Source organism: Mariniflexile maritimum (genome assembly GCF_009746565.1).
In the GTDB taxonomy this organism is placed as follows: Bacteria; Bacteroidota; Bacteroidia; order Flavobacteriales; family Flavobacteriaceae; genus Mariniflexile; species Mariniflexile maritimum.
Map to the genome: position 1 here is coordinate 140294 of NZ_WRPN01000006.1, position 23857 is coordinate 164150.

General features: G+C 37.9%; 19 protein-coding genes and 1 riboswitch. Of the genes, 5 read left to right on the forward strand and 14 right to left on the reverse strand.

From position 1 onward, the window contains the following. Window positions 1–31: 31 nt before the first annotated feature. The gene (locus GQO80_RS09895) at window positions 32–787 is read left to right on the forward strand and encodes a DJ-1/PfpI family protein (RefSeq protein WP_157208196.1); all 756 of its coding nucleotides are present in this window, start codon (window positions 32–34) and stop codon (window positions 785–787) included. Window positions 788–862: 75 nt separating this feature from the next. Here GQO80_RS09895 and GQO80_RS09900 read toward each other — a convergent pair whose 3' ends face one another. The 3 genes from GQO80_RS09900 to GQO80_RS09910 form a co-directional block, all read right to left on the reverse strand. After that, window positions 863–1984, reverse strand: a complete 1122-nt coding sequence (locus GQO80_RS09900) for a PepSY-associated TM helix domain-containing protein (RefSeq protein WP_157208197.1) — start codon at window positions 1982–1984, stop codon at window positions 863–865. Window positions 1985–2139: 155 nt separating this feature from the next. Then, the gene (locus tag GQO80_RS09905; RefSeq protein WP_157208198.1) at window positions 2140–4518 is read right to left on the reverse strand and encodes a TonB-dependent receptor; all 2379 of its coding nucleotides are present in this window, start codon (window positions 4516–4518) and stop codon (window positions 2140–2142) included. Between the two features lie 245 nt (window positions 4519–4763). Continuing rightward, the gene (locus GQO80_RS09910; RefSeq protein ID WP_157208199.1) at window positions 4764–5339 is read right to left on the reverse strand and encodes a DUF2892 domain-containing protein; all 576 of its coding nucleotides are present in this window, start codon (window positions 5337–5339) and stop codon (window positions 4764–4766) included. Between the two features lie 292 nt (window positions 5340–5631). On the opposite strand from GQO80_RS09910, the gene rpmH reads away from it, so the two are divergent. Together rpmH and carB are read left to right on the forward strand one after the other, a co-directional pair. Then, window positions 5632–5793, forward strand: a complete 162-nt coding sequence (gene rpmH, locus GQO80_RS09915) for a 50S ribosomal protein L34 (protein WP_076700048.1) — start codon at window positions 5632–5634, stop codon at window positions 5791–5793. A gap of 114 nt (window positions 5794–5907) precedes the next feature. After that, window positions 5908–8760 (forward strand): carbamoyl-phosphate synthase large subunit, encoded by a 2853-nt coding sequence (carB, locus tag GQO80_RS09920; RefSeq protein WP_157208200.1) that lies wholly within the window; start codon window positions 5908–5910, stop codon window positions 8758–8760. A gap of 71 nt (window positions 8761–8831) precedes the next feature. Here carB and GQO80_RS09925 read toward each other — a convergent pair whose 3' ends face one another. The 6 genes from GQO80_RS09925 to GQO80_RS09950 form a co-directional block, all read right to left on the reverse strand. Beyond that, a complete protein-coding gene (locus GQO80_RS09925; RefSeq protein ID WP_157208201.1) occupies window positions 8832–9386 on the reverse strand; it encodes an acyl-CoA thioesterase in 555 nt (184 codons plus the stop codon). Between the two features lie 21 nt (window positions 9387–9407). Continuing rightward, window positions 9408–9764, reverse strand: a complete 357-nt coding sequence (locus GQO80_RS09930; RefSeq protein ID WP_157208202.1) for a 6-phosphogluconate dehydrogenase — start codon at window positions 9762–9764, stop codon at window positions 9408–9410. A 12-nt stretch (window positions 9765–9776) separates the two neighbouring features. After that, window positions 9777–11165: a DNA recombination protein RmuC gene (gene rmuC / locus GQO80_RS09935; RefSeq protein ID WP_157208203.1), complete on the reverse strand. Its 1389-nt coding sequence runs from the start codon at window positions 11163–11165 to the stop codon at window positions 9777–9779. A gap of 144 nt (window positions 11166–11309) precedes the next feature. Continuing rightward, window positions 11310–12104 (reverse strand): ABC transporter ATP-binding protein, encoded by a 795-nt coding sequence (locus GQO80_RS09940; protein WP_157208204.1) that lies wholly within the window; start codon window positions 12102–12104, stop codon window positions 11310–11312. 65 nt (window positions 12105–12169) lie between these two features. Continuing rightward, entirely contained in the window at window positions 12170–13201 is a 1032-nt protein-coding gene (locus GQO80_RS09945; protein ID WP_157208205.1) for a FecCD family ABC transporter permease, read from the reverse strand. Further along, complete coding sequence (locus tag GQO80_RS09950; protein ID WP_232333152.1) at window positions 13202–14377, reverse strand: ABC transporter substrate-binding protein; 1176 nt, start codon at window positions 14375–14377, stop codon at window positions 13202–13204. 170 nt (window positions 14378–14547) lie between these two features. Then, window positions 14548–14840: riboswitch (cobalamin riboswitch) on the forward strand. Between the two features lie 67 nt (window positions 14841–14907). On the opposite strand from GQO80_RS09950, the gene GQO80_RS09955 reads away from it, so the two are divergent. Continuing rightward, complete coding sequence (locus GQO80_RS09955) at window positions 14908–16887, forward strand: TonB-dependent receptor plug domain-containing protein (RefSeq protein ID WP_157208206.1); 1980 nt, start codon at window positions 14908–14910, stop codon at window positions 16885–16887. Window positions 16888–16940: 53 nt separating this feature from the next. Here the strand turns inward: GQO80_RS09955 and GQO80_RS09960 are convergent, their stop codons facing one another. The 3 genes from GQO80_RS09960 to GQO80_RS09970 form a co-directional block, all read right to left on the reverse strand. After that, complete coding sequence (locus GQO80_RS09960) at window positions 16941–18173, reverse strand: M48 family metallopeptidase (protein WP_157208207.1); 1233 nt, start codon at window positions 18171–18173, stop codon at window positions 16941–16943. A gap of 83 nt (window positions 18174–18256) precedes the next feature. Next, on the reverse strand, window positions 18257–19054 hold the full coding sequence (locus GQO80_RS09965) for a TrmH family RNA methyltransferase (protein WP_157208208.1): 798 nt from the start codon (window positions 19052–19054) through the stop codon (window positions 18257–18259). A gap of 18 nt (window positions 19055–19072) precedes the next feature. Beyond that, window positions 19073–20140: a DUF3810 domain-containing protein gene (locus GQO80_RS09970; RefSeq protein WP_157208209.1), complete on the reverse strand. Its 1068-nt coding sequence runs from the start codon at window positions 20138–20140 to the stop codon at window positions 19073–19075. A gap of 257 nt (window positions 20141–20397) precedes the next feature. Between GQO80_RS09970 and GQO80_RS09975 the strand changes: the two genes are divergently transcribed. Next, the gene (locus tag GQO80_RS09975; RefSeq protein ID WP_157208244.1) at window positions 20398–21861 is read left to right on the forward strand and encodes an aminoacyl-histidine dipeptidase; all 1464 of its coding nucleotides are present in this window, start codon (window positions 20398–20400) and stop codon (window positions 21859–21861) included. A 120-nt stretch (window positions 21862–21981) separates the two neighbouring features. On the opposite strand, the gene GQO80_RS09980 is transcribed toward GQO80_RS09975, so the two are convergent. Both GQO80_RS09980 and GQO80_RS09985 read right to left on the reverse strand, forming a co-directional pair. Beyond that, entirely contained in the window at window positions 21982–23010 is a 1029-nt protein-coding gene (locus GQO80_RS09980) for a serine hydrolase domain-containing protein (RefSeq protein ID WP_157208210.1), read from the reverse strand. Window positions 23011–23301: 291 nt separating this feature from the next. Then, window positions 23302–23814 (reverse strand): hypothetical protein, encoded by a 513-nt coding sequence (locus tag GQO80_RS09985; RefSeq protein ID WP_198037758.1) that lies wholly within the window; start codon window positions 23812–23814, stop codon window positions 23302–23304. Between the last annotated feature and the right edge of the window lie 43 nt (window positions 23815–23857).

Consider the following 23857-nt stretch of genomic DNA (forward strand, 5'->3'; position numbering starts at 1 on the left):
TTTGAGAATTTAACCGAAACCATAATTAAAAATGAAAAAGCTCTCTTTAGTAGCAATTGTGTTGATAGCCTGTGTTTTATACAATTGTCATTCCGATAAGTCAAAAACAAATGGTCTTACAGAACCCCAACAAACCACCGAAATAGCATCGGACACCTTAACGAAGCACTTAAAACCTTTTAACGCGAAATTACCAACCATTGGGCTTTTAATGTATAACGGGGTATTGCAAACCGAAGTAACGGCGGCTTCCGATGTGTTCGCAAAACCTTCAGAAGAGGGCAAACAACTATTTAACGTGATTACCATAGCCGAAACTGCAAACCCCATCACTACGGAAGAAGGTTTAAAACTGCTGCCCGATTTCACCTTCAACAACTGTCCGGAATTAACAGTTCTTTTTGTGCCTAGTGCCTATGATATGTATGCCCAAGTGCACAACAAAGCGATTGTTGATTTTATAAAAGAAAAAAACAAGGAAACCAAGTACACGGTTAGTAACTGCGGTGGTGCGCAATTAATAGGCACTTCCGGTATTGCCGATGGCAAAAAAATAGTAACCTGGATTGGTGGTGGCAAACAACTGCAAAAGGATTACCCTAAACTAAAAGTACAAAACGATTCGTTGGTAAGTTATGTTGAAGATGGAAAATTCAGTTCCTCAAACGGTAATTTAACGAGCTACATTTCGGCCTTGAACTTGGTTGAAAAAATGTCAGGTCCTGCGCACAGAAAATTCGTGGAATCGTATTTGTATCTTGACAGACTTCAAAACTGGAAGCCTTAAAAAGAAGATTAAAAACCTTGCTAATCTTCTTCTTAAAGCTTAAAAACAGTATTTTGACAATTTGTTTCAAAAATTTTATTTCCGTTTCTTTTTAAGTTTGTTCAACCAAATAATAGTACCTGTTATGGGTAAGCTTGTAGCGATTAGGCAGGCTAAAAAATAAATGATTTTTGACAACGTACCGAAAATTTCACCCGTATGGATAGGACGAATTAACGATGCTATTTTTGTGTTCAGTGGTTTATCCTCAAATCGTTCAACTGCCAAAATCGCGCCTGAAGGGTCCACATATAAATTATCGGTTGTTACGGGCGACCAATGCGCATCATTTGTTTTTCTGAACATGTAATAATTGTTTTTTTTATTTGGAAAGGACACTGAAAGTTCGCCATTGTAATTGAAAGTTTTATTGGCTATGGCAATGGCTTCATCAATGGAAATACTCTTTTTTTTGAGTGTTTTTTCAGTTTTAAATCCTGGGGGTTTTCTGTTGAAAATTTCAGCACCTATTAAATTTCCTAACCCTTTTTTATAGCCATCAAACGACCAACATAACCCTGTAATGCCCATTATGAGTATAAAAAAACAAGCATAAAACCCAAGTGTGTTGTGTAAATCGTGATTAATACGTTTCCAGTTGGCACTGGTTTTAATTTTAAAGCCTTGCTTAACGTTTTTCCATTTAAGCTTTTTAGGAAACCATAACACAATGCCAGAAACGGCAAGCACTAAAAAAATAATCGTAGCGATTCCAACAATGGGGCGCCCAATGGCTGCGTCAAAAAGCAACCAGCGGTGAAGTTTGAACATGGTTAGCAAAAAAGCATCTGCACTTGTTTTCTCAACTTTGTGGATGCTTGAAGTGTAAGGATTCACCAATACTTGCGAGCCACGGCGCTCTTTTAAATCTTTTTTTACAAAAAACTCGTACGCCCCATTGTTTGTTGAAGGTATAGTAAGGCCTGTTACAAATCCATTGTTTGATGTTTTCAATGTTTGCGTTAAACTTTCAATGGTTGCTTTTTTTGAGGTGGCTTCAACAATGATTTCTTCAGAAAAAAACGATTTAATTTCTTCTTCAAAAACCAAAATAGTACCGCTTAAACACACCAAAAAATGAATGATGCCGCTGCTTAAACCTAACCACAAATGGATGTCGTTAATAAATTTCCTAATTCTAAAGGTTTTTTTCTTCATTATAAATAGATGTTAATCGAAAATTAGTTTGTCTAAAAAGCCGGTGTTTAGTCATTGCAAGACGCGAGCAATAAGTTGATTGTAAAAAAATTACATGCTACCTCGTTCTTTGTAATGACTGTTTTTAGATATTATTTCGATGATTTTTTTACCAATTAAAACTTATAGGTTAGTACTCCGGCAAAGTTTCTTGGGTCGGTTTGGTTTATGTAGCTGGTTCTGTAAGCGTTATAGCCAATTTTGTTAAAAATATTGTTTAATAAAAACCGGAAATTCCAGTGTGCGTTAAATACATAAGCAGCTTGCAGGTTGGTTTGTGTATAGGCCGCAACATTAAATGGTTTTTGGTTTGGAACAATGCCTTGGTGCGTTACGGCGCCCGAACTCCAGTCATTTATGGGTCTGTCGCCTGTATAATAGATGCCTGCACCTGCGGATAAGCCTTCCAAACTACCACGAAACGTGTAGTTTGCGTAAGCATTAAATGTGTGTTTTGGCGTGTTCAAAGGTGCAGAACCATACACATAAGAGGTGTGTTCTTTATATTGTGCATCAATATAGGAATAGCCGGTAATGAGCTCTAGGTTTTCTAAAATACGGCCGGTTAATTCAACTTCAATGCCTTTTCGCTCGTCGTTTCCTCCTTTTTGGTAGTAGCCTGTTGCAACCCAGTTTTCATCGTAAACAGGTAGATTAATATCTTTATTGTTTATTTTGAAGAAGGTGAAATTTAGGCGTAAGCGACTCTCCAGCCAGTTGGTTTTTATGCCCGTTTCAAATTGGTCAAAACGTTCATTGCCCAATTGTTTGCCATTACTATCCAAGCGTGTACCTGTTCGGGGGTACGAACTGTTGGTGTACGAAACAAAAACATTGATATTTTCAATAGGAATTACAATGATTCCCGCCAATGGGTTAAACGCATCACTTTCGGTAGTTTCAGTTTCAGCATCGGTTTGTGTGGTGCTGTAACGGAAGCCCATAAATGTTTTCAACCATTTGTTAAAGGTGATAACATCTTGAGCTACAATGCCTAATGCTCTTGATGCTGAGCCAGATTCACTTAACACTCCAAATGCTAAAACATTTGGTAACATTCGCGTATTGTTTGTGAAAACATCAATGGTATCGATGGTTGAAATGCTTTGGTTTGTTGTGCCGAATTTTGTTGTTCTGTAATCAAAGCCAACTTGGAATGTGTGCGAAATACGGCCCGTTTTCAAGTCGTCGCCAACCAAATCGAATTGTAAAACGCTGTTGTCATCATTACGTGTAGATGTTGAATAGCCACGTTTTCGTTGGTTGTAAATTGCGTTTCCGGAACCATCCTTTACAACGGCCCCTAAACTGGCACCTTTATCATCCAAATTTAAGCTAGACGTGTACAAAGCGGCTTTTAAACTTAATTTGTCGGTTAAATCTCTATTGAATCTCACCGAATAGGTTGCGTTTTTTGTGAGCGATTTGTCATTGTCATAGCCTAAAAATTGGTTGCTGGGTAAGTTGTAAATAGCATTAATGTCATTTTCGGCTAGGTTTACTGTACCTAAATCGGGGGTTCTGCTATCATCAAAATAATCCATTTCAAGAGTTATGGTCGATTTTGGGTCCACTTTCCATTCAAAGGACGGATTGATGTAAAAACGATCAGAAGAGACACCCGACCTAAAACTATCGGCACGTTCTAGGGCGCCGTTAATCCTGAAGGCTAGATTTTCGGTTTTGTCAATAGGGCCAAATACATCAAACGTTGTGCGTGCTTGTCCAAAACTGCCCAAGCGGATGGAAGCGTTTCCGCCAGTATAGTATTTTGGTGTTTTTGTAACAATGTTTATAACGCCTCCCGGACTTCCCAAATCGGTTGCTACACCTTGTGTAATGGAGGCGGCCCCTTTTAATACCTGAATGTTGTCAACACCTTGCATGTCGGTTAAAATGCCAGTTCCCCTAAAATCGGAATGGACACGAACACCGTTTTTCAAAATAGGAATTCCTCTAAAACCGCGCGACGACATACTTTCGCGTTTGTTTCCGTAGGTTGCAAATGTGTAAACTCCGGGTACGTTTTTTGTGGCATCCGAAATGGTAAGGTTGCCTTGTTGCTCTATTACTTTTTCAGAAATAATCGAAATACTTTGAATTTGTTCATAGGGTGCTAAAGGCAATCGTGTAAGCGCTTCAATTTTGTCTGGATGCTTGTGGCGATTTCCAAAAAGCTCTATTTCGTCCAATTCAGAATCGCTTATTAGATGAAATGAAACAGAAATGGTTTCGTTGTTTTTTAAAAAAATGGTCTTGCTTACCGATTTATAGCCAACTGCCGATGCTTGGATACCGTAGTTTCCAGCAGAAACATTGGAAATTTCAAAATAACCGTGTTCGTTTGCCGATGTACCTTTTGTAGAGCCTTCAATTAAAACATTGGCAAATGGAATACCTTCCTTGGCCTCGTTTGTGATTATTCCCGTTATTTTTGATTGTGAAAAAGATACTTGCATAGCAAGTAATACTAGTAAAGTGATTGTTTTTTGCATGATTTTATTTAGATTGATTTTAAATAGCGATGCAAATATAGAATTGAAAATGAATTCCGCAAAATTTATTTAGACTAAATATAAATAATATTTTCTTGGTGCTTGATGCTTAAAAAGATAACAGATAGAAAAAAGAAAGTAGTTGTAGCAGGAAAACACATTTTGCCTAAAGAATATTTAAGGCAAAAAAAAATCATATTTCTCTGGAAAATATGATTTTTAAATTTTTCAATTACAAGGAAGGGTTAACCACGGCGTTTTTGCGCCCTTATTGAACCGCCGGCACCAAAATGTTGGTTGGGCATTTGCGCGCGTTTCATATTGTCTTTCATCATTTTAATCTGGTCGGTTAGCATGCCTTGTTTATCTAGTTTTTGAGCTTCTTGAAGTAGTTTTTCGGCTTCCAATTTTCGGCGTTTTGAAAAAGCAATGCCCGATAGGTTCAATTTTGCCATCGCCATATCATGGTCCATCGAAAGGCCCAACATAATGGCTTTCTTAAAATATTTCTCGGCCTCGTTCATGTTGGTTTGCGACACCATCAAACCGTGCAAATAATTGTAGTACCCTTGTTGTTTTCTAACTAAAGCAGCTTCCGGGTTTTTAATTTTGTCCAACCATTTTTTAGCTCCCGGAAAATCCTGTTTGCGCAATCTTAAAAATGCCAGTAAAATAAATTCGTTCTTAAAATATAGAAACACAAATATTAAGGACAGCAAAATGTACATGATGCCGTTTCCTATGTTTCCCTCAATAAATTGATAAATGGCATATCCAAAAATACCAGTAGCTATAATAAGTTTAATGATTTTATTGTACATTTTATGGGTTGTTATGTTATAACATGCAATTTCAAGATTGAATGTTTCATTTTAGATTGCAAAGAAACTAAATTTTTATCAAAATCAATCCATAGATTTTTAACAAAAAACCACCGCTCAACCAAAAAAAACCTAGCATAAAACCGCGATTTTACGATAAGAAAATTAATTGGAAATATTTTTAAAATAACATTTGCCAAAGTAAAAAGTCTTTGTATATTTGCGCTCAGTTTTGGAGAAAGCCAAAATAGCAAATAAAAAAGTACAATTCAGATTTTAAAGATACAAGATAATGAGTAAAAGAACATTTCAGCCATCAAAAAGAAAAAGAAGAAACAAGCACGGTTTTAGAGAAAGAATGGCTTCTGCTAATGGAAGAAAAGTACTTGCTCGTAGAAGAGCTAAAGGAAGAAAAAAATTATCTGTGTCATCTGAAGCAAGACATAAAAAATAATGATTAACAATTGTTAATATTTTAAAGGTGTTACTTAAGTGTAACGCCTTTTTTTATATCTACGAATCACTACTTTTGTAAACTAATAATAAAAACACTATTTAAACAGTAAAAATGCCGAAAAATCCAAAACTAAAATCCATTTTAATTATAGGCTCTGGCCCCATTGTTATTGGGCAAGCATGCGAATTCGACTATTCAGGAACACAAGCTTTACGATCGTTGCGAGAAGATGGTATTGAAACCATCCTTATCAATTCAAACCCGGCAACCATTATGACCGATCCCTCCATGGCCGATCACGTGTATTTGTTGCCCCTTACTACAAAATCGATCATTAAAATACTGAAAGAGCACCCTCAAATTGATGCCGTTTTACCAACCATGGGCGGACAAACAGCATTGAATTTGTGCATTGAAGCCGATGAAAAAGGGATTTGGAAAGATTTTAATGTAGAAATTATTGGAGTGGATATTGCCGCCATCAACATAACCGAAGATAGGGAGCAATTTAGGGAACTGATGCTTAAAATAGGGATACCTATGGCACCTCAGGCTACGGCCACTTCTTACCTAAAAGGAAAGGAAATTGCGCAAGAGTTTGGCTTTCCGCTCGTAATTAGGGCCTCCTTTACATTGGGCGGTGCCGGTGCCTCTTTTGTTCATAAAGAAGAAGATTTTGATGAATTGTTGACCCGCGGTTTAGAAATTTCACCCATCCACGAGGTCATGATCGATAAAGCCTTGTTAGGCTGGAAAGAATATGAATTGGAGCTGTTGCGCGATGCCAATGATAATGTAGTCATCATCTGTTCCATCGAAAACATGGACCCCATGGGCATCCACACAGGAGATTCCATAACCGTGGCACCAGCCATGACCCTAAGCGATAGAACCTACCAAAGAATGCGCGATATGGCCATTCACATGATGCGCAGTATTGGCGATTTTGCTGGCGGTTGTAACGTGCAGTTTGCGGTAAGCCCCGATGAAAAGGAAGATATTATTGCCATTGAAATCAACCCACGTGTGTCGCGTTCTTCGGCATTGGCAAGTAAGGCAACGGGGTATCCTATTGCCAAAATAGCGGCCAAATTAGCCCTTGGCTACCATTTGGATGAGTTACAAAATCAAATCACAAAATCCACTTCGGCCTTATTCGAGCCTACGTTGGATTATGTAATAGTTAAAATACCACGTTGGAATTTCGATAAATTTGAGGGTTCTGATAGGGTTTTGGGCATTCAAATGAAATCGGTTGGTGAAGTTATGGGCATTGGGCGCTCCTTTCAAGAAGCCCTCCATAAAGCCACCCAATCGCTTGAAATTAAGCGCAACGGATTGGGAGCAGACGGAAAGGAAAACAAAGATTATAACCAAATAATCGAAAAATTAACCTATGCATCTTGGGATCGGGTGTTCATCATTTACGATGCCATTGCCATGGGAATTCCGTTAAGCCGCATCCATGAAATCACAAAAATCGATATGTGGTTTTTGAAGCAATATGAAGAATTGTTTTTGCTTCAAAAGGAAATTTCCACCTATAAAATTGATACCATTCAAAAAGATTTATTGCTGGAAGCGAAGCAAAAAGGCTATGGCGATAGGCAAATAGCACACATGTTGGGTTGTTTGGAAAGCCAAGTTTATAATAAGCGTGAAGAATTTGGCGTGAACCGGGTTTATAAATTGGTTGATACCTGCGCTGCCGAATTTAAGGCCCAAACACCTTATTACTATTCAACTTTTGAAAGTGACATGGAAACTGCCGATGGCAACCGCTACCCAGCTAATGAAAGTGTGGTTACCGATAAGAAAAAAATCATTGTTCTGGGTTCTGGCCCAAATAGGATAGGCCAAGGGATCGAGTTCGATTATTGTTGTGTGCATGGGGTTTTGGCTGCTGCCGAGTGTGGCTATGAAACCATTATGATTAACTGCAACCCTGAAACCGTCTCGACCGATTTTGACACGGCACATAAACTGTATTTTGAACCTGTTTTTTGGGAACATATCTACGACATCATCAAGCACGAAAAACCAGAAGGTGTTATTGTACAATTAGGGGGTCAAACGGCTTTAAAACTTGCCGAAAAATTAACAAAATGGGGCGTTAAGATTATAGGTACCAGTTTTGAATCGTTGGACTTGGCTGAGGATAGGGGGCATTTTTCAAATCTATTGAAGGAAAACAACATCCCTTACCCACAGTTCGATATCGCTACAACTGCCGATGAAGCTTCGGCGATTGCCGATGTTTTGGACTTCCCAATATTGGTAAGGCCTTCTTATGTGCTGGGTGGCCAGGGCATGAAAATTGTTATCAACAAGGAAGATCTTGAGAAACATGTGGTTGATTTGTTAAGCCAGATGCCTGGGAATCAATTGCTTTTGGACCATTATCTTGAAGGCGCCATTGAAGCGGAAGCCGATGCGATTTGTGATGGGGAAGATGTTTACATTATTGGTATCATGGAACATATCGAGCCTTGTGGTATCCATTCCGGCGATAGTAATGCCATGTTGCCGCCCTTTAATTTAGGCGATTTGGTAATGCAACAAATTAAGGATCATACCAAAAAAATAGCTTTGGCGCTTAAAACCGTAGGGCTTATAAACATTCAATTTGCCATTAAGGACGATGTGGTTTATATTATAGAAGCCAACCCAAGAGCTTCCAGAACCGTGCCTTTTATAGCGAAAGCCTATGGCGAACCGTATGTAAATTATGCAACAAAGGTAATGTTAGGTCATAATAAGGTGAAAGATTTTAACTTTAATCCGCAATTAAACGGTTATGCCATCAAGCAGCCTGTTTTCTCGTTTAACAAGTTCCCGAATGTGAATAAAAAATTGGGGCCAGAAATGAAGAGTACCGGCGAAAGTATCTTGTTTATTGATAGTTTGAAGGATGATGAATTTTACGAAATCTATTCCCGCCGAAAAATGTACCTTAACAAATAATATACGATTGTGGGTAAAAACATAAAAAGAGCCGCAACTGCGGCTCTTTTTATGTTTATTAAGTAAAACCTTTAGTTTTCTACCAATTCCATCTTTGCATTTTGACCCTGTAACGAATCCAAATAAAGTTCCATTTTAAATTCCGAGGTTCTAAAAGCGGTGGTTCGGTTTTTGGCCTGTTCTTGTCGGGCAATACTTCTGGCAAAGCGGCGCACTTTGTTTTTGGTGTCTAAAATAATCCCCGGGATAGGCACGTTTTCACCTTGTTTGTTCTTTGCTACCATGGTAAAGTACGATGAATTGCAGTGTTTTTTTTCGCCGGTTTGGATGTTTTCAGATTCCACCCTTACCCCAACCACCATAGAGGTACGTCCTGTAAAATTGATGGATGCTTTAAGCGTAACAAGTTCGCCAACTTCAATGGGGTTTAAAAAATCGACTTTATTTACCGATGCCGTAACACAGTAATTACCAGAGTGTTTGGAGGCGCACGCAAATGCAATTTGGTCCATAAGCCCAAGAATGTAGCCGCCATGTATTTTTCCGCTAAAATTTGAGTTCGATGGCAGCATGAGCTGCGTCATGGTTACTTGGGATGCTTCGGTTGTTTTGTAATTTCTTTCCATAAAAGGGCATCAATAGTTTCTTTAATTTGGTTTTGTGCTTTCTTCTACTTTGGTTATAAAATATTTGGTGTCTCCCAACCAAAATAATTTTTTATAGCGCTCAAAATAGTGTAGTTTCACATATTTACCCTGCAAATTTATTAGGTCTTGCTTTACTTGCTCTTGACTGTCCTCAACTGAAAATTCAAATTGGAGCGATTCGGAAACCCCTTGGCTTATCTGTCCTTCCCATGTTTTTACAATTACCCCTTTTTTGCTGAATTTTACCAGTTCGCCCGCACGGATACCATCACTGTAATGCGCAAAATAAAGGAAACAGAAATAGCCGATAAGGACTACAAAAAGACCAATTCCGATTTTAATTAAGACATTTTTCATAGCGCTCTAAGTTTATTCAATTTCTTTTTCTGCTCGTTTTAAAATATTTTCGGGTAGCGATTTTTTAGCTTTGGCCCCTAATCGTTTTAATTTCTCAACGCTGGTTATGAGGTTGCCACTACCTTCAAAAAGTTTGTTCATTGCCGCATTGTAATCGGTTTTGGAAGCATCAATTTTTTTGCCAATACCAATTAGGTCGCTCATTAAACCTTCAAATTTATCGTATAAAGCACCTGCTTGTCGTGCAATTTCAATGGCATTTTGTTGTTGTTTTTCGTTGTTCCACATACTATCGATGGTACGAAGCGTAGCCAACAGGGTAGAAGGCGTTACAATAACAATATTCTTTTCAAAAGCTTTGTTGTAAATACTATTGTCTTCATTCACAACCACGGCGAATGCGGGTTCAATGGGTATGAACATGAGTACAAAATCGGGCGATTCTATATCATATAAATCTTGATAATTTTTTTCAGAAAGTTGGTCAACATGCTTTCTAATAGAGTTGATGTGCGCTTTTAAAAATGGGGCTTTATCATCATCTTCCGCGTTTACAAAACGTTCGTAATCGGTTAAGGACACTTTACTGTCAATAATCATTTTTTTATGGTCGGGTAAGTGCAATACCACATCGGGCAGTACGCGCGTTCCATCTGCTAAGGTAAAGCTTTGTTGTACAAAATACTCCCTATCTTTCTCTAAACCAGACTTTTCCAGAACGCGTTCTAAAACCAATTCCCCCCAATTTCCCTGCATTTTGCTATCGCCCTTTAAGGCGCGGGTTAGGTTGGTGGCTTCTTTTGTCATTTGCTGGTTTAGGTCTTTTAAGCCCAATAATTGCTCTTTTAGGGCTGAGTGCATGCTGATGCTTTCCTTTTGGGTTAAATCGACTTTTTCTTCAAAGGTTTTGATTTTTTCTTGAAGCGGGTTTAAAATGTTCTTGATGTTTTCTTTATTCTGAAGGGTGAATTTTTCCGATTTTTCCTCTAAAATCTTGTTTGCCAATAGCTCAAAATCTTTGCGAAGTTGCTCTTGGCGCAATTCAATTTCTTCATCGCGCTTTAAGCTTACTTGTTGCAGGTTTTCGTATTCGGTGTTTCTGCGCGTTAATTCCGAATTTAAAAACTCTTTTTCCCTGCGGATTTCTTCGCGTTCTGTTTCAATTTTAGAAATGGTTTCTCTTAAATCGGTAAGTTGGGAATTGAAAATTTGATTTTGTTTTGTAGTTTCAGCTTCTTTAAATTGTTTAAAATCAGTTAATTGCTGTTGTAAATTGGTGTTGCGCTCTTCAAGTGTGCTTTGTTGGCTCCTGCTCTTTAGTTTGTTGAAATAGCTGCCCAACAAGAAACCTATAACAGTGAAAATGAGTATAATTAGAATTTGAAGGATGAAGTCGGTCATAGATGATATAGAAAATTTATCAAATATAAATGTTTTCGTTTGAAGTTTGTAGATGGGAAGCTGAAGTTTTGACTGAAAAGTTGTTGCACCGATTCGCAGAGGTTGTTTAAATGAAAACCGCGACCGATTTTGATAGGTTCAACACTACTTCTTCACTCTAAAACTTCCGGTAAGTTCATCAAAAGCAATTAAATCTTTTGGGAATAAGGTATTAAAAGTGCCTTTTGAAATGAGATTGCAAGGTGTGTTCGACACCACATTGTTTTCAGACATCACAATTAAGGTATCGCACAATTGAATGGCCAAATCTATTTCGTGTGAAGAAAACAAAATGGTTTTATGGGTTTCTTTAGCCAATTTTTGAAGCAGTTTCAAAATATAGGCTTTGTGGTACATATCGAGGTGCGAGGTGGGCTCGTCTAAAATTATCAAATCGGTATCTTGTGCCAAGGCGCGCGCAATCATCACTTTTTGAAGTTGGCCATCGCTTAACTCGAAACATTTTTTGTGCTTTAAATCTAAAATATTGGTTTGGTTGATGGCTTTGTTAACCATATCAATATCATTTTCAGATAAATTACCAACCCAATTCGTGTAGGGTTGCCTGCCCAATGCCACCAGCTCAAAAACCGAAAGATTTTTGGACATCATCTGTTCGGTGAGTACCAAGCTCATCACTTTGGCCAATTCAAGCGCAGGATAGTGTTTTATGTTCTTGCCGTTTATAAAAACACTGCCTTTTAATTCGTTTTGAACATGGGTAAGTGTTCGTAATAGAGTCGATTTTCCAATACCATTACCCCCAACCAAACCTACCAATTCGCCTTGGCGCAATGCAATATTTATATTTGAAGCAACAAGGGTTTGTGACTTTTTAGATTGATACCCAATAGCTAAATCGTTGGTTTTTAATATGATATGTTGGTGTTTTTTCTCCACTAATTCATTAAGTTTTATCTAAAAATCTAATAGTCTAACAATCTAATTTCTCTAACACGTCCAATTCAAAACACCATTTTCCGTTTTCGTACCAACAGCCAAATCACCACCGGCGCACCCACTAACGAGGTAATGGCGTTTATAGGTAGGGTGTAATCGCTATTCGGCACTTGCGCAATACTGTCGCAAACAAGCATCACGATGGCACCAAACAAAAATACGGCGGGCAGTAATATTTTATGGTTGGAAGTATTAAAAACCTGACGTGTTAAATGCGGAATTGCCAACCCGATAAACGCAATGGGGCCTGTAAAAGCTGTAATGGTACCAGCTAATAAACTGGTTGAAATGATGATGGCCAACCTGCTTCTTTTAATGTTCAACCCCAAACTTTTAGCGTAGTTTTCGCCTAAAAGTAAGGTGTTCAACGATTTTATGGATGCTAAACAAATTGCAATGCCAAAACAGTAAATTACAAAGAAAATGGCCAATTCATCCCACGATAAATTGCCCAAACTACCAAAGCCCCAAAAAATATATTGTTGTAACTGTTGTGCGGAACCAAAATAAGAAAGTACACTCACAATAGCGGCCGTAATACTTGCAAACATAAGGCCAATGATGAGGATTGCCATGGTATCGCGTACTTTTATAGAAACCATCAAAACGGCGAGCAGCACCAAAAAACTGCCCAAGCTAGCTGCTAATACAATACTCCATTTTGAAATTAAAAACGTTGCAAAAATACCGCCAAAAACCGATGAGCCCAAAATAACCAATGCTACGCCCAAACTAGCCCCCGAACTGATACCCAATACAAATGGGCCTGCCAATGGGTTTCTAAAAAGGGTTTGCATTAATAGCCCAGAAATACCCAAACCTGAACCGACTAAAATAGCGGTAATCGCTTTGGGTAATCGGTAATTTTGAATAATGTTTTGCCAGGTTTCTTGTTCGGTGGTGGTACCAATTAGGCTGTAAAAAACATCTTTAAAAGGAATATAAACGGAACCTAAGCTTATGTTTGCGAAAAAGCATAATATAAGCAAGGTACCTAATGCTAAAAATGAAAATTTGTATGTATTTGAATTTGGCACTTATTCTAAACGTTTAAAAAAGTAAAGGTCATCATTTTTTAGTAGTTCTGGATGACAAATTTTAATGATGTCTTTTAAAACCAAATCGGGTCGGGTCGTGCCCAGTTCAAAATACAAAACACCACCCGATGCACCTTTGGTATTGTTTGCAGAATAGATGCTTTTATTTTTGAATGCTTTAAATAGTGCATGGTGCGAATTGCCATTTTTAAGGGCTTCTAACGTTTCGTAATTTGACGGACTTAACCAAATATCGGCATCTTTAGCTTTTACGAAAACCGTTTCAAAATTAAGCGATAAACTGCCCGTTCCTTGCGAATCGTTCCATAAATAATTAGTGTTGGCATCTTTTAAAAGTTGTGCTTCAGTACTCGTACCGTTAGGTAAATACCAAATATCGTTGTGCATGGCACCACTTAAAACAGTCGGTTTGTTTTGCGCTTTTGAAGCTAGTTTTTTTGCTTCTAAATAATTGATTTCTATAGTTTTGAAAATAGAATCGGCTTCTTTTTCCTTGTTGAACAAAACACCAAAAAACTTTATCCATTCAGCTTTTGCAAGTGGCGACTCCTCAACCCAGTCGCCATTAAAAATAACCGGAACGCCCGATTTTTTTATGGTTTCAAAGGTTCGGTTAGTACCATCAACCCCAAAACCAATCACAACATCTGGCTGCAATGCCAGCAAAACTTCGGTGTTAATGCCTTCGTTTTTACCTAATTCCCTAACCAAATTGTTGTCAATACGTTTCCGTGTTTTTTCTGAAGAAATATAATCAATTCCCGGAAAGCCAACCAAGGTTTGCTCCACCTTCAAAAGTTCCAGGGCAGGGATATGCGTGGTGCTGGTAACCACTATTTTTTTAATGGGAAGGTTGATGGTTGCATTAAAATCGCCTTCTGGAACCCGTGTTTTTTTGTTTTTAACCAATAAGTAGCGATACTTATTTTCGGCTTTTGGCCACGGATTTTTTATTTCCAAAATTTTATAACCGTTGTATTCTTCCACTGAAAAACCGGTGGCATATTTAAGTTCCAACGGATTGCCCTCAAGGATATTTTCAGGTTGTTTTTTGGGTTCGTTTTTGCAATGAAACACGAAAACCAAAAACAACAACACAACAAAGTTTAAGTTATTGCTTTTTGTGTAACAAAAGTCACCGTTCATTTTTTTCATTGCCATTATTTTTGATGAAATTCTGCAAGTATGCGAGACGGGTCAAATTTAACAATATATATAGTAGCAGGAATTATAATTGCCCATTTTTTGGTGGGCTTTATTTATTTGGCTTATAAACTTACCAAGAAAAAGTAAGTTTTCTATCTTCAATCTTAACTATTATAAGTATCTTTGCGCTGAAATTTGGTTCGACGTACTTTATCCCAATAGCAGTGGGGTATTGGGTCGATTAAAAGGGAATCAAGTGAAAAGATTGACGATTTATGATTAACGATTAACGAATTTTGAAAAAAAATTCTGAAATCTAAAATACATATTCGTTTCTCTACATTCTTGAACTGTTCCCGCAACTGTAAGCTACAACGCTTCATGTTCAACTTCAATGTCACTGAAGATTTTTCTTTGGGAAGACCAACATGAGGACGCAAGTCAGGAGACCTGCCATTTTCAAAACAAATAAGTTAAACTTTCGGGATAAAAGTTTGCGTATGATTTGCCATGCGGTTCTCGATTTATTAGTCATTAAAATGAACAAAAAAACACATGTTTTGGGTGTCCTGTTTTTAGGGATGTCCATGGTTGGTTTTGCACAAAAAAGTGTGCAATACTTTCCGGTCGCGTTCGAAGGGTTTCGAAGCGTTATTGATTCAACTAAAGTTGAGCAACTTGATGAAGTTGTTATTACAGATTCACGATTTAAGCTAAAACGTGAAAATTCGGGTAAGGTTATTACCAAGATCACACAAATTGAATTGCAGCATTTACAAGGCAAGTCGATTGCCGAAATACTTAATGCCACGGCCGGAATAGAGATTAACGGCACCAAAAGCAATGCCGCACAAACCTTAAGTTATTATGTTCGTGGTGGAAGAAACAGGCAGGTTTTGGTGCTTATTGACGGTGTAGCTTTAACCGATGCATCGCAAATTGCCAACGATTATGATTTACGGTTGCTAAATGCAGATCAAGTTGAAAGTATTGAAATATTAAAAGGCGCTTCCAGTAGCTTGTATGGCTCGGGGGCAGCTACGGCCGTTATTAATATTAAGCTTAAGGAAGCTTCAAAAAATGTGATTGCGGCAAATTTTAAAAGCGTTATAGGTAGCAACCAATCCCAAAACAACCAAGGCTATGCCATTGAGGATTTTAGAAATTCGGTGTCCGTTAACGGTACACTTCATAATTTTAGTTATTTGGCAAGTTTTGGCAACCAATATACCAGTGGGCTATCGTCGTTAAAATCAATTGAAACGGATAAAGATGCCTTCAATTCCATAAACGGTAACCTGAAATTAGGGTATCGGGTTTCTGAACAGTTTAAAATGACCCTATACGGAAGTTTTGACGATTTTAAGGCCGATTTTGATGATCTGTACTCAGGCCTGGAACTGAAGGACGTTACAAAAACCAATCAATATCGTGTTGGTATCGCGCCAGAGTTTAGCTATAAAAACGGAAGCATCAACCTAAATGCAGCCTATAATAATACGAAACGCGATGCCGTAAGTTCTAGCTATCCTGCCATTTATAAAGCAGAAAGCATGATTGCCGACGTGTTTAATAGATACCAGTTTAATGAGGACTTTTACACGGTTTTAGGCTTAAATGTTCAAAAAAACAACATGGAAAGTTTAGCAATACCGTATGGCAGTACCAACCTGCAACAAAGCATTAACCCCGATATTTCTAAATTTACCAGCACCGACCCGTATGTAAATGTGGTTTATATCTCCAATTTTGGATTGAACATCAATGCGGGCGCCCGCTTAAACAACCATTCAGAATATGGTTCGCATACCGTATATAGTTTAAATCCTTCTTATAAAAAACATTTGGGTTTTGGTTATCTTAAAGGGTTGGCAACTTACAGTACGGCATACATCACGCCATCATTGTACCAATTGTTTGAACCAACCTATGGCAATATTGATTTGAAGCCCGAAGAAAATGAAACCGTGGAATTGGGCGCAGAACTTAATATAACCCAAAAAGCAACCTTTAGCGTGGTGTATTTTAACAGAAAGGAAACCCAATTTATTGATTTTGTCGATTTAGGTAATTTTGTTTATAAATACCAAAACGTAGCCGATTCATTTACCGCAAGCGGTGTGGAATTTAGTGCCGATTACAGTCTGTTAAATAATTTAAAAATTAAAGGAAATGCGACCTACACCCACGTTGAAGAAGATTTAAGGTTGCGCATTCCAGAGCTTAAAGTAAATGCAACCCTTTTATACGAGCTTTCTGAAGCTACTTTTTTAAGTGTATCCTATCAATTTAATGATGACCGTTCGGATGCTGTTTATAATGCTTCCACCTTTCAAAACGATATTGTAAATTTAAAATCCTATAGTCTTTTCGATTTTTATATCAGTCAGAAAATAATCCATAACAAAGTAACCCTGTTTGCCAACATCACGAATATTTTAAATGAGGAATTCGAGGAATTAAATGGCTATTCCACGCGTGGAAGAAATGTAAATATTGGATTGCATATTAATTTATAAACTCTAAAGACCTTTCAGGTTTTGTTTCATAAACCAAAATCTGAAAGGTTTTTCTATTTGCGCAAGTTTACAATACGCTGCAAAAGGGTAGGGTGCGAATAGTGCATAAACACATACGCAGGGTGCGGTGTTAAGTTGCTCAAACTATTTTTTGATAGTTTTTTTAATGATGAAATAAGCGGCTCTGCTTTATATGTGTTTTTTGCGTAAGCATCGGCTTGGTATTCAAATTTTCTTGAAAACCAGTTCATAACCAATCCCGTAATTTCTGAAATGGGTGCATAAAGCAACCCAAAAGCGATCAACCCAATATGAAAACTCGGTATTTCAACGCCCAACGCCTGTGATAATAGGGGGTTTGAAATAAAAAGCGATAAGATAAAAAGCATGAACCCAGTAAGCAAAATCGAGGCAAATAAATTGAAAATGATGTGTTTCTTTTTATAATGTCCTACCTCGTGGGCTAACACTGCTACAATCTCATCTTCCTCCAAATCATGTATCAACGTATCATAAAGCGTTACGCGTTTTTCGTTTCCAAAGCCCGAAAAATAGGCGTTTGCTTTGGTACTCCGTTTGGAGCCATCAATCACAAAAATTTTATCGAGCTTAAACCCGACGCTGTTGGCGTATTCTGATATTTTATGGCGCAAATTGCCCGCTTCCAACGGTGTTTGTTTGTTAAAAAGCGGTACAATAAGTTTGGAGTAAAACATATTCATAAACACCACAAAAACACTTACCAAGCCCCAAGCATAGAGCCAAAAATTACTGCCGGCCCATTGATAAAACCAAATGATTAATGCTAAAATTCCGCCGCCAACAAAAGCCATCATCAACCAACCTTTTAGTTTATCCATAAAAAAGGTTTTTTTGGTGGTTTTATTGAAACCGAATTTTTCCTCAATTACAAATGTGCTGTAATATGAAAATGGGGTTGTGATGATGTCGCTACCAATCATGATTATTCCAAAGAAAATAAGGGCGACAATGATGGGGTTTTCACTGAAACCTCGTGCGATGGTATCAACAAACTCAAACCCATCAAATAATAAAAAGCCTAAAGTTAAAACCATTGAAAACGTGGATGTTACTAAGCCGAATTTATAGTTAATGGCTTTATATTTTTGCGATTTTTTATAGGCCGTTTCATCATAAACATCTTGTAATTCTTTAGGAAGGGCATCGTTAAAATGTTTGGCGTTCAAGGCATCGATAATTTTGTCAACAATAAAATTGATGCTGATGATGGCGATGATGATGTAGAAAAGGGTGTTAGCTGTCATGTAAAACTTTCGATTTTTATAAATTCAAATTTCAATTGTTAATGATAGGGCTTGGGATTTGTGTTTTGATTATTGATAAATTTTCAGAGAAAATTTCTCTGCCGTTTCGCTTCAAAAACAAGAATGCCCGCTGCAACCGACACGTTCATGGAATCGATGTCGCCTTGCATGGGAATAATAATGTTTTGTGTTGCACTTTTTAACCACACGTCGCTCAAACCGGTCGCTTCCGTTCCCACAACAATGGCGGTAGGTTTGGTAAAATCTTGGGTAGTATAATTTTTTGAAGCTTGTAACGCTGCACAATAAATAGCGATATGTTTTTCTTTTAGAAAGGTAATAATTTCTGAAGTGGTGCCAATCGCAACTTTATTGGTAAAAACACAACCCACGCTAGAGCGAATGATGTTGGGGTTGTACAAATCGGATTTGGGGTTGGCAATAATTACCGCATCAACCTTGGCGGCATCGGCGGTTCGTAAAAGGGCACCAATATTTCCGGGTTTTTCGGGTGCTTCGGCAACTAAAATTAATGGGTTTTTCGTGTCAAATGTTAAATCGTCAATATTATGGGTTTTGCATTTCGCAACTGCAAGAACACCTTCGGTAGTATCGCGATAGGCCAATTTTTCATAAACTTCTTTTGAAATCTCAATAGTGTTTAGCTGTTTGGTTGTTAAATTATTAAGCTGTTCTTCCGAAAATAATTCAGGATAAAACAAGAGTGTTTCCAATGCATAACCACCTTTTAATGCCAACGAAATTTCCCTTATTCCTTCAATTAAAAACAAACCGCTTTTTTTGCGCTCGCGCGATTTGTCTTTTAATTGCACCAGTTGTCGAATATATGGATTTTGGGGGCTTGTTATCAGTTTGTTCATGTGATGACAAAAGTAATTTTAAATGTTAGTATTCTCAAAATAATTAACCAAAAGCGCCACCACATAGCTGTAGCTTTCCATGCCTTTTGCCTGTTTATTGGCTTTTAGGTACGAGCTGTACGTTAATTTAAAGAACGGTTCCAATGGGTTTTCATAGCTATCCCAAAAATCGCGGGCTTCCTTATAATTGTTTAAAATGCCCTTGTTAACCGTGTTGTAAAGTGTATCAAAAACCGCTTCATCACGACGCGCAATTTCATTAAGGCAAAAGCGCAATGCAAAGGTGTAACCCGAATATTTAAAATAAATATCATCATGGTTTATGGCGGCCAAACACCCAATAAAATTCGCCTCATTTTCAGCGGCAAAACCCAACTGGTGCGCCATTTCGTGCGTGGTTGTTGTTGGAAATAAATACGTGGGAATCAACCCATCAACATGCGCTTCGCCCGTTAACGGATTCAAATACCCACTAAAACCCATATAGGTTAACGGATAGCTAAAAAGTGATTTTTTAATGCTTTTTGGGTGGTATTCCAACTTCGGAAAGCTGTTTTTTAAATGGGCATAACCTGTTGGTGCCATTTCAAAAATAACCGATTTTGAATAGGGAATATCAATTTTAAGCGTGTCGTTTCCGGCAATTTCGCTGTATAGCATATTCGATTTTGAAATAAGGGTTTCGGTTACTTTTATAAGTTGCTCGGTGGTATAATCAGCTTCCAAATGCAAACTTTTGTGCAGTGGCAAGCGGTAATAATTCAGCCCCCAAAACAAGTGAAATGCAAAATAAACCATCGAAATCGCCGAAAACACATCCAAAAACCACCCTTTTGTATCTGTTTTTAAACGCTTAAAATTTTTAAAAACCCACCGCGCCATATAAATAATTGCAAACGCATACACCACATCGCCAAACGAAAACGGCAGCCAACCCAACATAAACCTGAATGTTTGCGAAATGTACGGGTAAATACCGTTGCTATAAAATCGTTCCACAAAATCGGGGTAGTTGGCCAGCCATTTCACCAAAAAATACTGTGGAATAATCGAAAATGCAATAATGGTTTTTGTTTTTTTCAGCATGCATCAAAAGTAATAAAAATTTGTACCCTATGGCAGGTGTTTATTTATTAAGGTTTCTTCCTGCTGTCCGCTATATCTTTTTGCGAAACAGTCCCGAACTTGTTTCGGTATCTTATCAAATTTACTGGTTTTCACTAGGTTATTGCATATCATCCATGTTTCGCAAAAAGGATGCCGCTACCATCAGGAGTAATAGCAATGGTTTGGTACTGTTTAAAGTGATTTTTAGTAACTTTGCAAAACTTAATAAAAGCATCATGAATTCAGAAATAAGACAGCTCAAGCCCCAACAACTTTGGAATAAATTCGTCGATTTAAACGCCATACCGCGCGCCTCAAAAAAAGAAGCCCGAGTGGTCGCTTTTATAAAAGATTTTGGAAAAAACCTAGGCTTGGAAACCTTTGAGGATGCGGTTGGTAACGTTATCATCAAAAAACCGGCCACAGCGGGTATGGAACATAAAACCACCGTGGTATTGCAGTCGCATTTGGATATGGTGCACCAAAAAAACAACGACACCGCGTTCGATTTCGATACACAGGGTATCAAAATGTATATTTCTGGCGATTGGGTACATGCCGATGGCACAACCCTTGGTGCCGATAACGGCTTGGGCGTTGCTACCATACTGGCAATTTTAGAAAGCACTACCATTGCTCATCCCGCTATTGAAGCCTTATTTACCATTGATGAGGAAACCGGTATGACAGGGGCAAAAGGCTTGAAAGGCGGTTTGCTAGAAGGTAAAATCCTTTTAAATTTAGATACCGAAGAAGATGATGAATTGGGCGTAGGTTGTGCCGGCGGTATTGATGTTACAGCTACCAGAACCTATGTTGAAGAGGAAACACCCGAGTTCAAAATAGGCTTTAAAATAAACGTAAAAGGGTTACAAGGCGGACATTCGGGTATGCAAATCCATGAAGGGTTGGGTAATGCCAATAAACTTATGAACCGCTTGTTGTTTGATGGCTTTGAAAACTTCGGATTGCGCATTTCTGAAATTGATGGCGGTAGTTTGCGCAACGCCATACCAAGAGAAAGTAAAGCGATTGTAGCCATTGATGCCATGCACAAAGAAACGTTTTTGTTGGAGATGAACGCACATGCCGAAGCTATAAAAGCGGAATTAAAAACCAAGGAACCCGATTTAAAAATTGTTATTGAAGCCTGCGAAACACCAAAAAAAATCATGGATTTAGGGATTCAAGAAGGACTTACCAGAGCTCTGTACGCAGCGCAAAACGGTGTGTACCGCATGAGTGCCGATATTCCCAATTTGGTTGAAACCTCCAATAATATCGCTAGGGTAGTGGTAAAAAATGGCAAAATTAAAATTTCCTGTTTAACGCGTTCATCGGTAGAGAGTTCTAAAATGGATTTGGCAAATACGTTGCGCGCCACCTTTGAATTAACAGGCTGTGAAGTCGATTTTTCGGGCGACTATCCAGGGTGGACCCCTAACATGGAATCGCCCATCTTAAAAATAATGACCCAAATTTATACTGACCTAACAGGTGAAGAACCGCACGTTGCAGCATGCCATGCCGGATTGGAATGTGGCATTTTAGGGCAACATTATCCTGATATGGATATGATTAGTTTTGGGCCGAACATTAAAGGTGCACACTCGCCCGATGAACGCGCCCAAATTTCATCGGTGCAAAAATATTGGAAGTTTGTACTGGAAATTTTAAAACAGATACCGGATAGAAATTAGAATTAAGGTGCATTGGCAGTTTTCAGTAAAAAAAAAATTGGCAATCATTATGCCGTTAACTGTTTATGAACTTTTACGTTTTGTGTTGAAAATACAATTGGCTTTTTTAAGGATATTATGTTAGTCGCTTTTTTCTTTTTTCAGTATTTTAACGATGCGGTTAATGATAATTTCCGATAAGTTCCACTCATAGCCATCAAAATTAGTTGTATTGATAAATTGAACCACAACCGTATTGATGTCCTTATGGTATTCTGCAAGACTTTGATACCCAGGAACTAGGCCTCCGTGCTCATAAACATAAGGATATATTTCTTGTTCCCCTTCATCGAATACGGGACCATCGTTTAGGGCACGCAAAAACAGGCCCACGTCTTCTGCCGTAGCCAACATGCCATTTTCGTTGGTCTTAAAATCGTCTTCAACACCCACATAGTAGCCGCTCATAACATCCTTTAAATCCACTTCGTTAAGCGAAAAAAACGTATTGTTCAGTTTCAATGGTTTCAATATTTTCTCTTTAATATAGTGTTCATGGCTGTATCCTAATACCTTATCAATAATGTTACGAAGCAGCAAATAATTTGTGTTTGAATATTCGTAGCCATCATCGGGTTTAAAACTAGCTGGTAAATCGAGGGCAAATTCAAGGGCGTTTTTGCCGTTTTTTTGTTCATCTTTCCAAAACGCCGGATTATTGGTAAAATTGGGAATGCCGCTTCGATGCTGTACCATCATTTTCAAGGTAATGCTTTCCGCATTTTCAATTCTGCCTACAAGCTCGGGGAAATAATGGGCAAGGGTTTCATTTAAGGACAAGCGTTTTTCCTTGGCTAATTTGGTAATAGAAACGGCAACATATAACTTGCTAATGCTTGCAATTTTGAACAACGATTTTGGGTTGGCCGGTATTTTGTTTTTTCGGTCTTTCCAGCCACCTGTATAAAACGCCGGCGGTTTACCAGCTTGGTCCACATAAACGATCATGCCGTCAAACCCATATCCAAGGGCTTCATCTACTTGTTCTTGAACCGTGTCGGGAAGCGGTAAAATCCAAGCCTTGACCAAAATCCAGGGCACGAACCACAACGAGGATATGCTTGCAATAATGAATATAATTTTGAGTATTTTTTTTGTTTTTTTGGTCATGCTTTTTCAGTACGCGGACATAATATAGCAAATAAAAACCAAATAGACAATTGGCAAGGAGGGTTTTAGTGGGTAGGCTTACAACAGCAATTCATTTTTATACGGTTTTGTTGCCTGCTGGATTTTAATTGGTTTTCAGACTTTAAAATAGCTGATAAATAGTCTCTTTTGCCATTAAATATCGAGCTTTTGATGCGTTAATTTTTTTGTTAGTTCTGTGGATTACAAACTATTTGCATCCATTTCATATAACAAGAGCAAGTATCATAAAATCTAAGTTTTTTTGTTTTTTTATTCCACCAAGGATTTTGAAATGGTTAAATAATCATTTTTCAATAAGTCTTTGTTTTCAAGAATGGTCCAGCACAAAATTTTATAGAAATGTTCTTTGGTTTCAACGGTGGTTATCAGCATATAAAAATGGCCATCTTCGTTAGACCAGCTCATTTCAACTTGTGCATGTTGGTTTTTGTTTGATTCAAATTCCGTTATTTCGGAAAGGGTTCTGTTTTGCGTTTCAAGTTGATAGTCTTTAGTAAAGTTTTCTAAAAATTCTCTAGCATTTTGAAACACCATGCTTAAAGATTGTAACTCGTCCTTTGAATCTTCAATAACAATAACATAGGCTTCTTTTACGATATTGTTGTATTGCAAGGTGGCAACATCATTCAAATTGTAGGTTTTAACCATGTAATTTGGTATTTCCAAACGATAACAGTTGCCGCCACTTTTAGTTGAAAAGTTTTGGGAAAAAGAATGATGGGTTATTGTTGCTAGAAGCAGAAAGGCAATAAATGTTCTCATAGCATTTGTGTTTTTTATGATAACATAACAAAAGGTACTCCTG

Bases quoted from the DNA above. Each gene is read 5' to 3' on its own strand.
- GQO80_RS09895 (WP_157208196.1), top strand. From the start codon at position 32: ATGAAAAAGCTCTCTTTAGTAGCAATTGTGTTGATAGCCTGTGTTTTA.
- GQO80_RS09900 (WP_157208197.1), bottom strand. From the start codon at position 1,984: ATGAAGAAAAAAACCTTTAGAATTAGGAAATTTATTAACGACATCCAT.
- GQO80_RS09905 (WP_157208198.1), bottom strand. From the start codon at position 4,518: ATGCAAAAAACAATCACTTTACTAGTATTACTTGCTATGCAAGTATCT.
- GQO80_RS09910 (WP_157208199.1), bottom strand. From the start codon at position 5,339: ATGTACAATAAAATCATTAAACTTATTATAGCTACTGGTATTTTTGGA.
- rpmH (WP_076700048.1), top strand. From the start codon at position 5,632: ATGAGTAAAAGAACATTTCAGCCATCAAAAAGAAAAAGAAGAAACAAG.
- carB (WP_157208200.1), top strand. From the start codon at position 5,908: ATGCCGAAAAATCCAAAACTAAAATCCATTTTAATTATAGGCTCTGGC.
- GQO80_RS09925 (WP_157208201.1), bottom strand. From the start codon at position 9,386: ATGGAAAGAAATTACAAAACAACCGAAGCATCCCAAGTAACCATGACG.
- GQO80_RS09930 (WP_157208202.1), bottom strand. From the start codon at position 9,764: ATGAAAAATGTCTTAATTAAAATCGGAATTGGTCTTTTTGTAGTCCTT.
- rmuC (WP_157208203.1), bottom strand. From the start codon at position 11,165: ATGACCGACTTCATCCTTCAAATTCTAATTATACTCATTTTCACTGTT.
- GQO80_RS09950 (WP_232333152.1), bottom strand. From the start codon at position 14,377: ATGAAAAAAATGAACGGTGACTTTTGTTACACAAAAAGCAATAACTTA.
- GQO80_RS09955 (WP_157208206.1), top strand. From the start codon at position 14,908: ATGAACAAAAAAACACATGTTTTGGGTGTCCTGTTTTTAGGGATGTCC.
- GQO80_RS09960 (WP_157208207.1), bottom strand. From the start codon at position 18,173: ATGACAGCTAACACCCTTTTCTACATCATCATCGCCATCATCAGCATC.
- GQO80_RS09965 (WP_157208208.1), bottom strand. From the start codon at position 19,054: ATGAACAAACTGATAACAAGCCCCCAAAATCCATATATTCGACAACTG.
- GQO80_RS09970 (WP_157208209.1), bottom strand. From the start codon at position 20,140: ATGCTGAAAAAAACAAAAACCATTATTGCATTTTCGATTATTCCACAG.
- GQO80_RS09975 (WP_157208244.1), top strand. From the start codon at position 20,398: ATGAATTCAGAAATAAGACAGCTCAAGCCCCAACAACTTTGGAATAAA.
- GQO80_RS09980 (WP_157208210.1), bottom strand. From the start codon at position 23,010: ATGACCAAAAAAACAAAAAAAATACTCAAAATTATATTCATTATTGCA.
- GQO80_RS09985 (WP_198037758.1), bottom strand. From the start codon at position 23,814: ATGAGAACATTTATTGCCTTTCTGCTTCTAGCAACAATAACCCATCAT.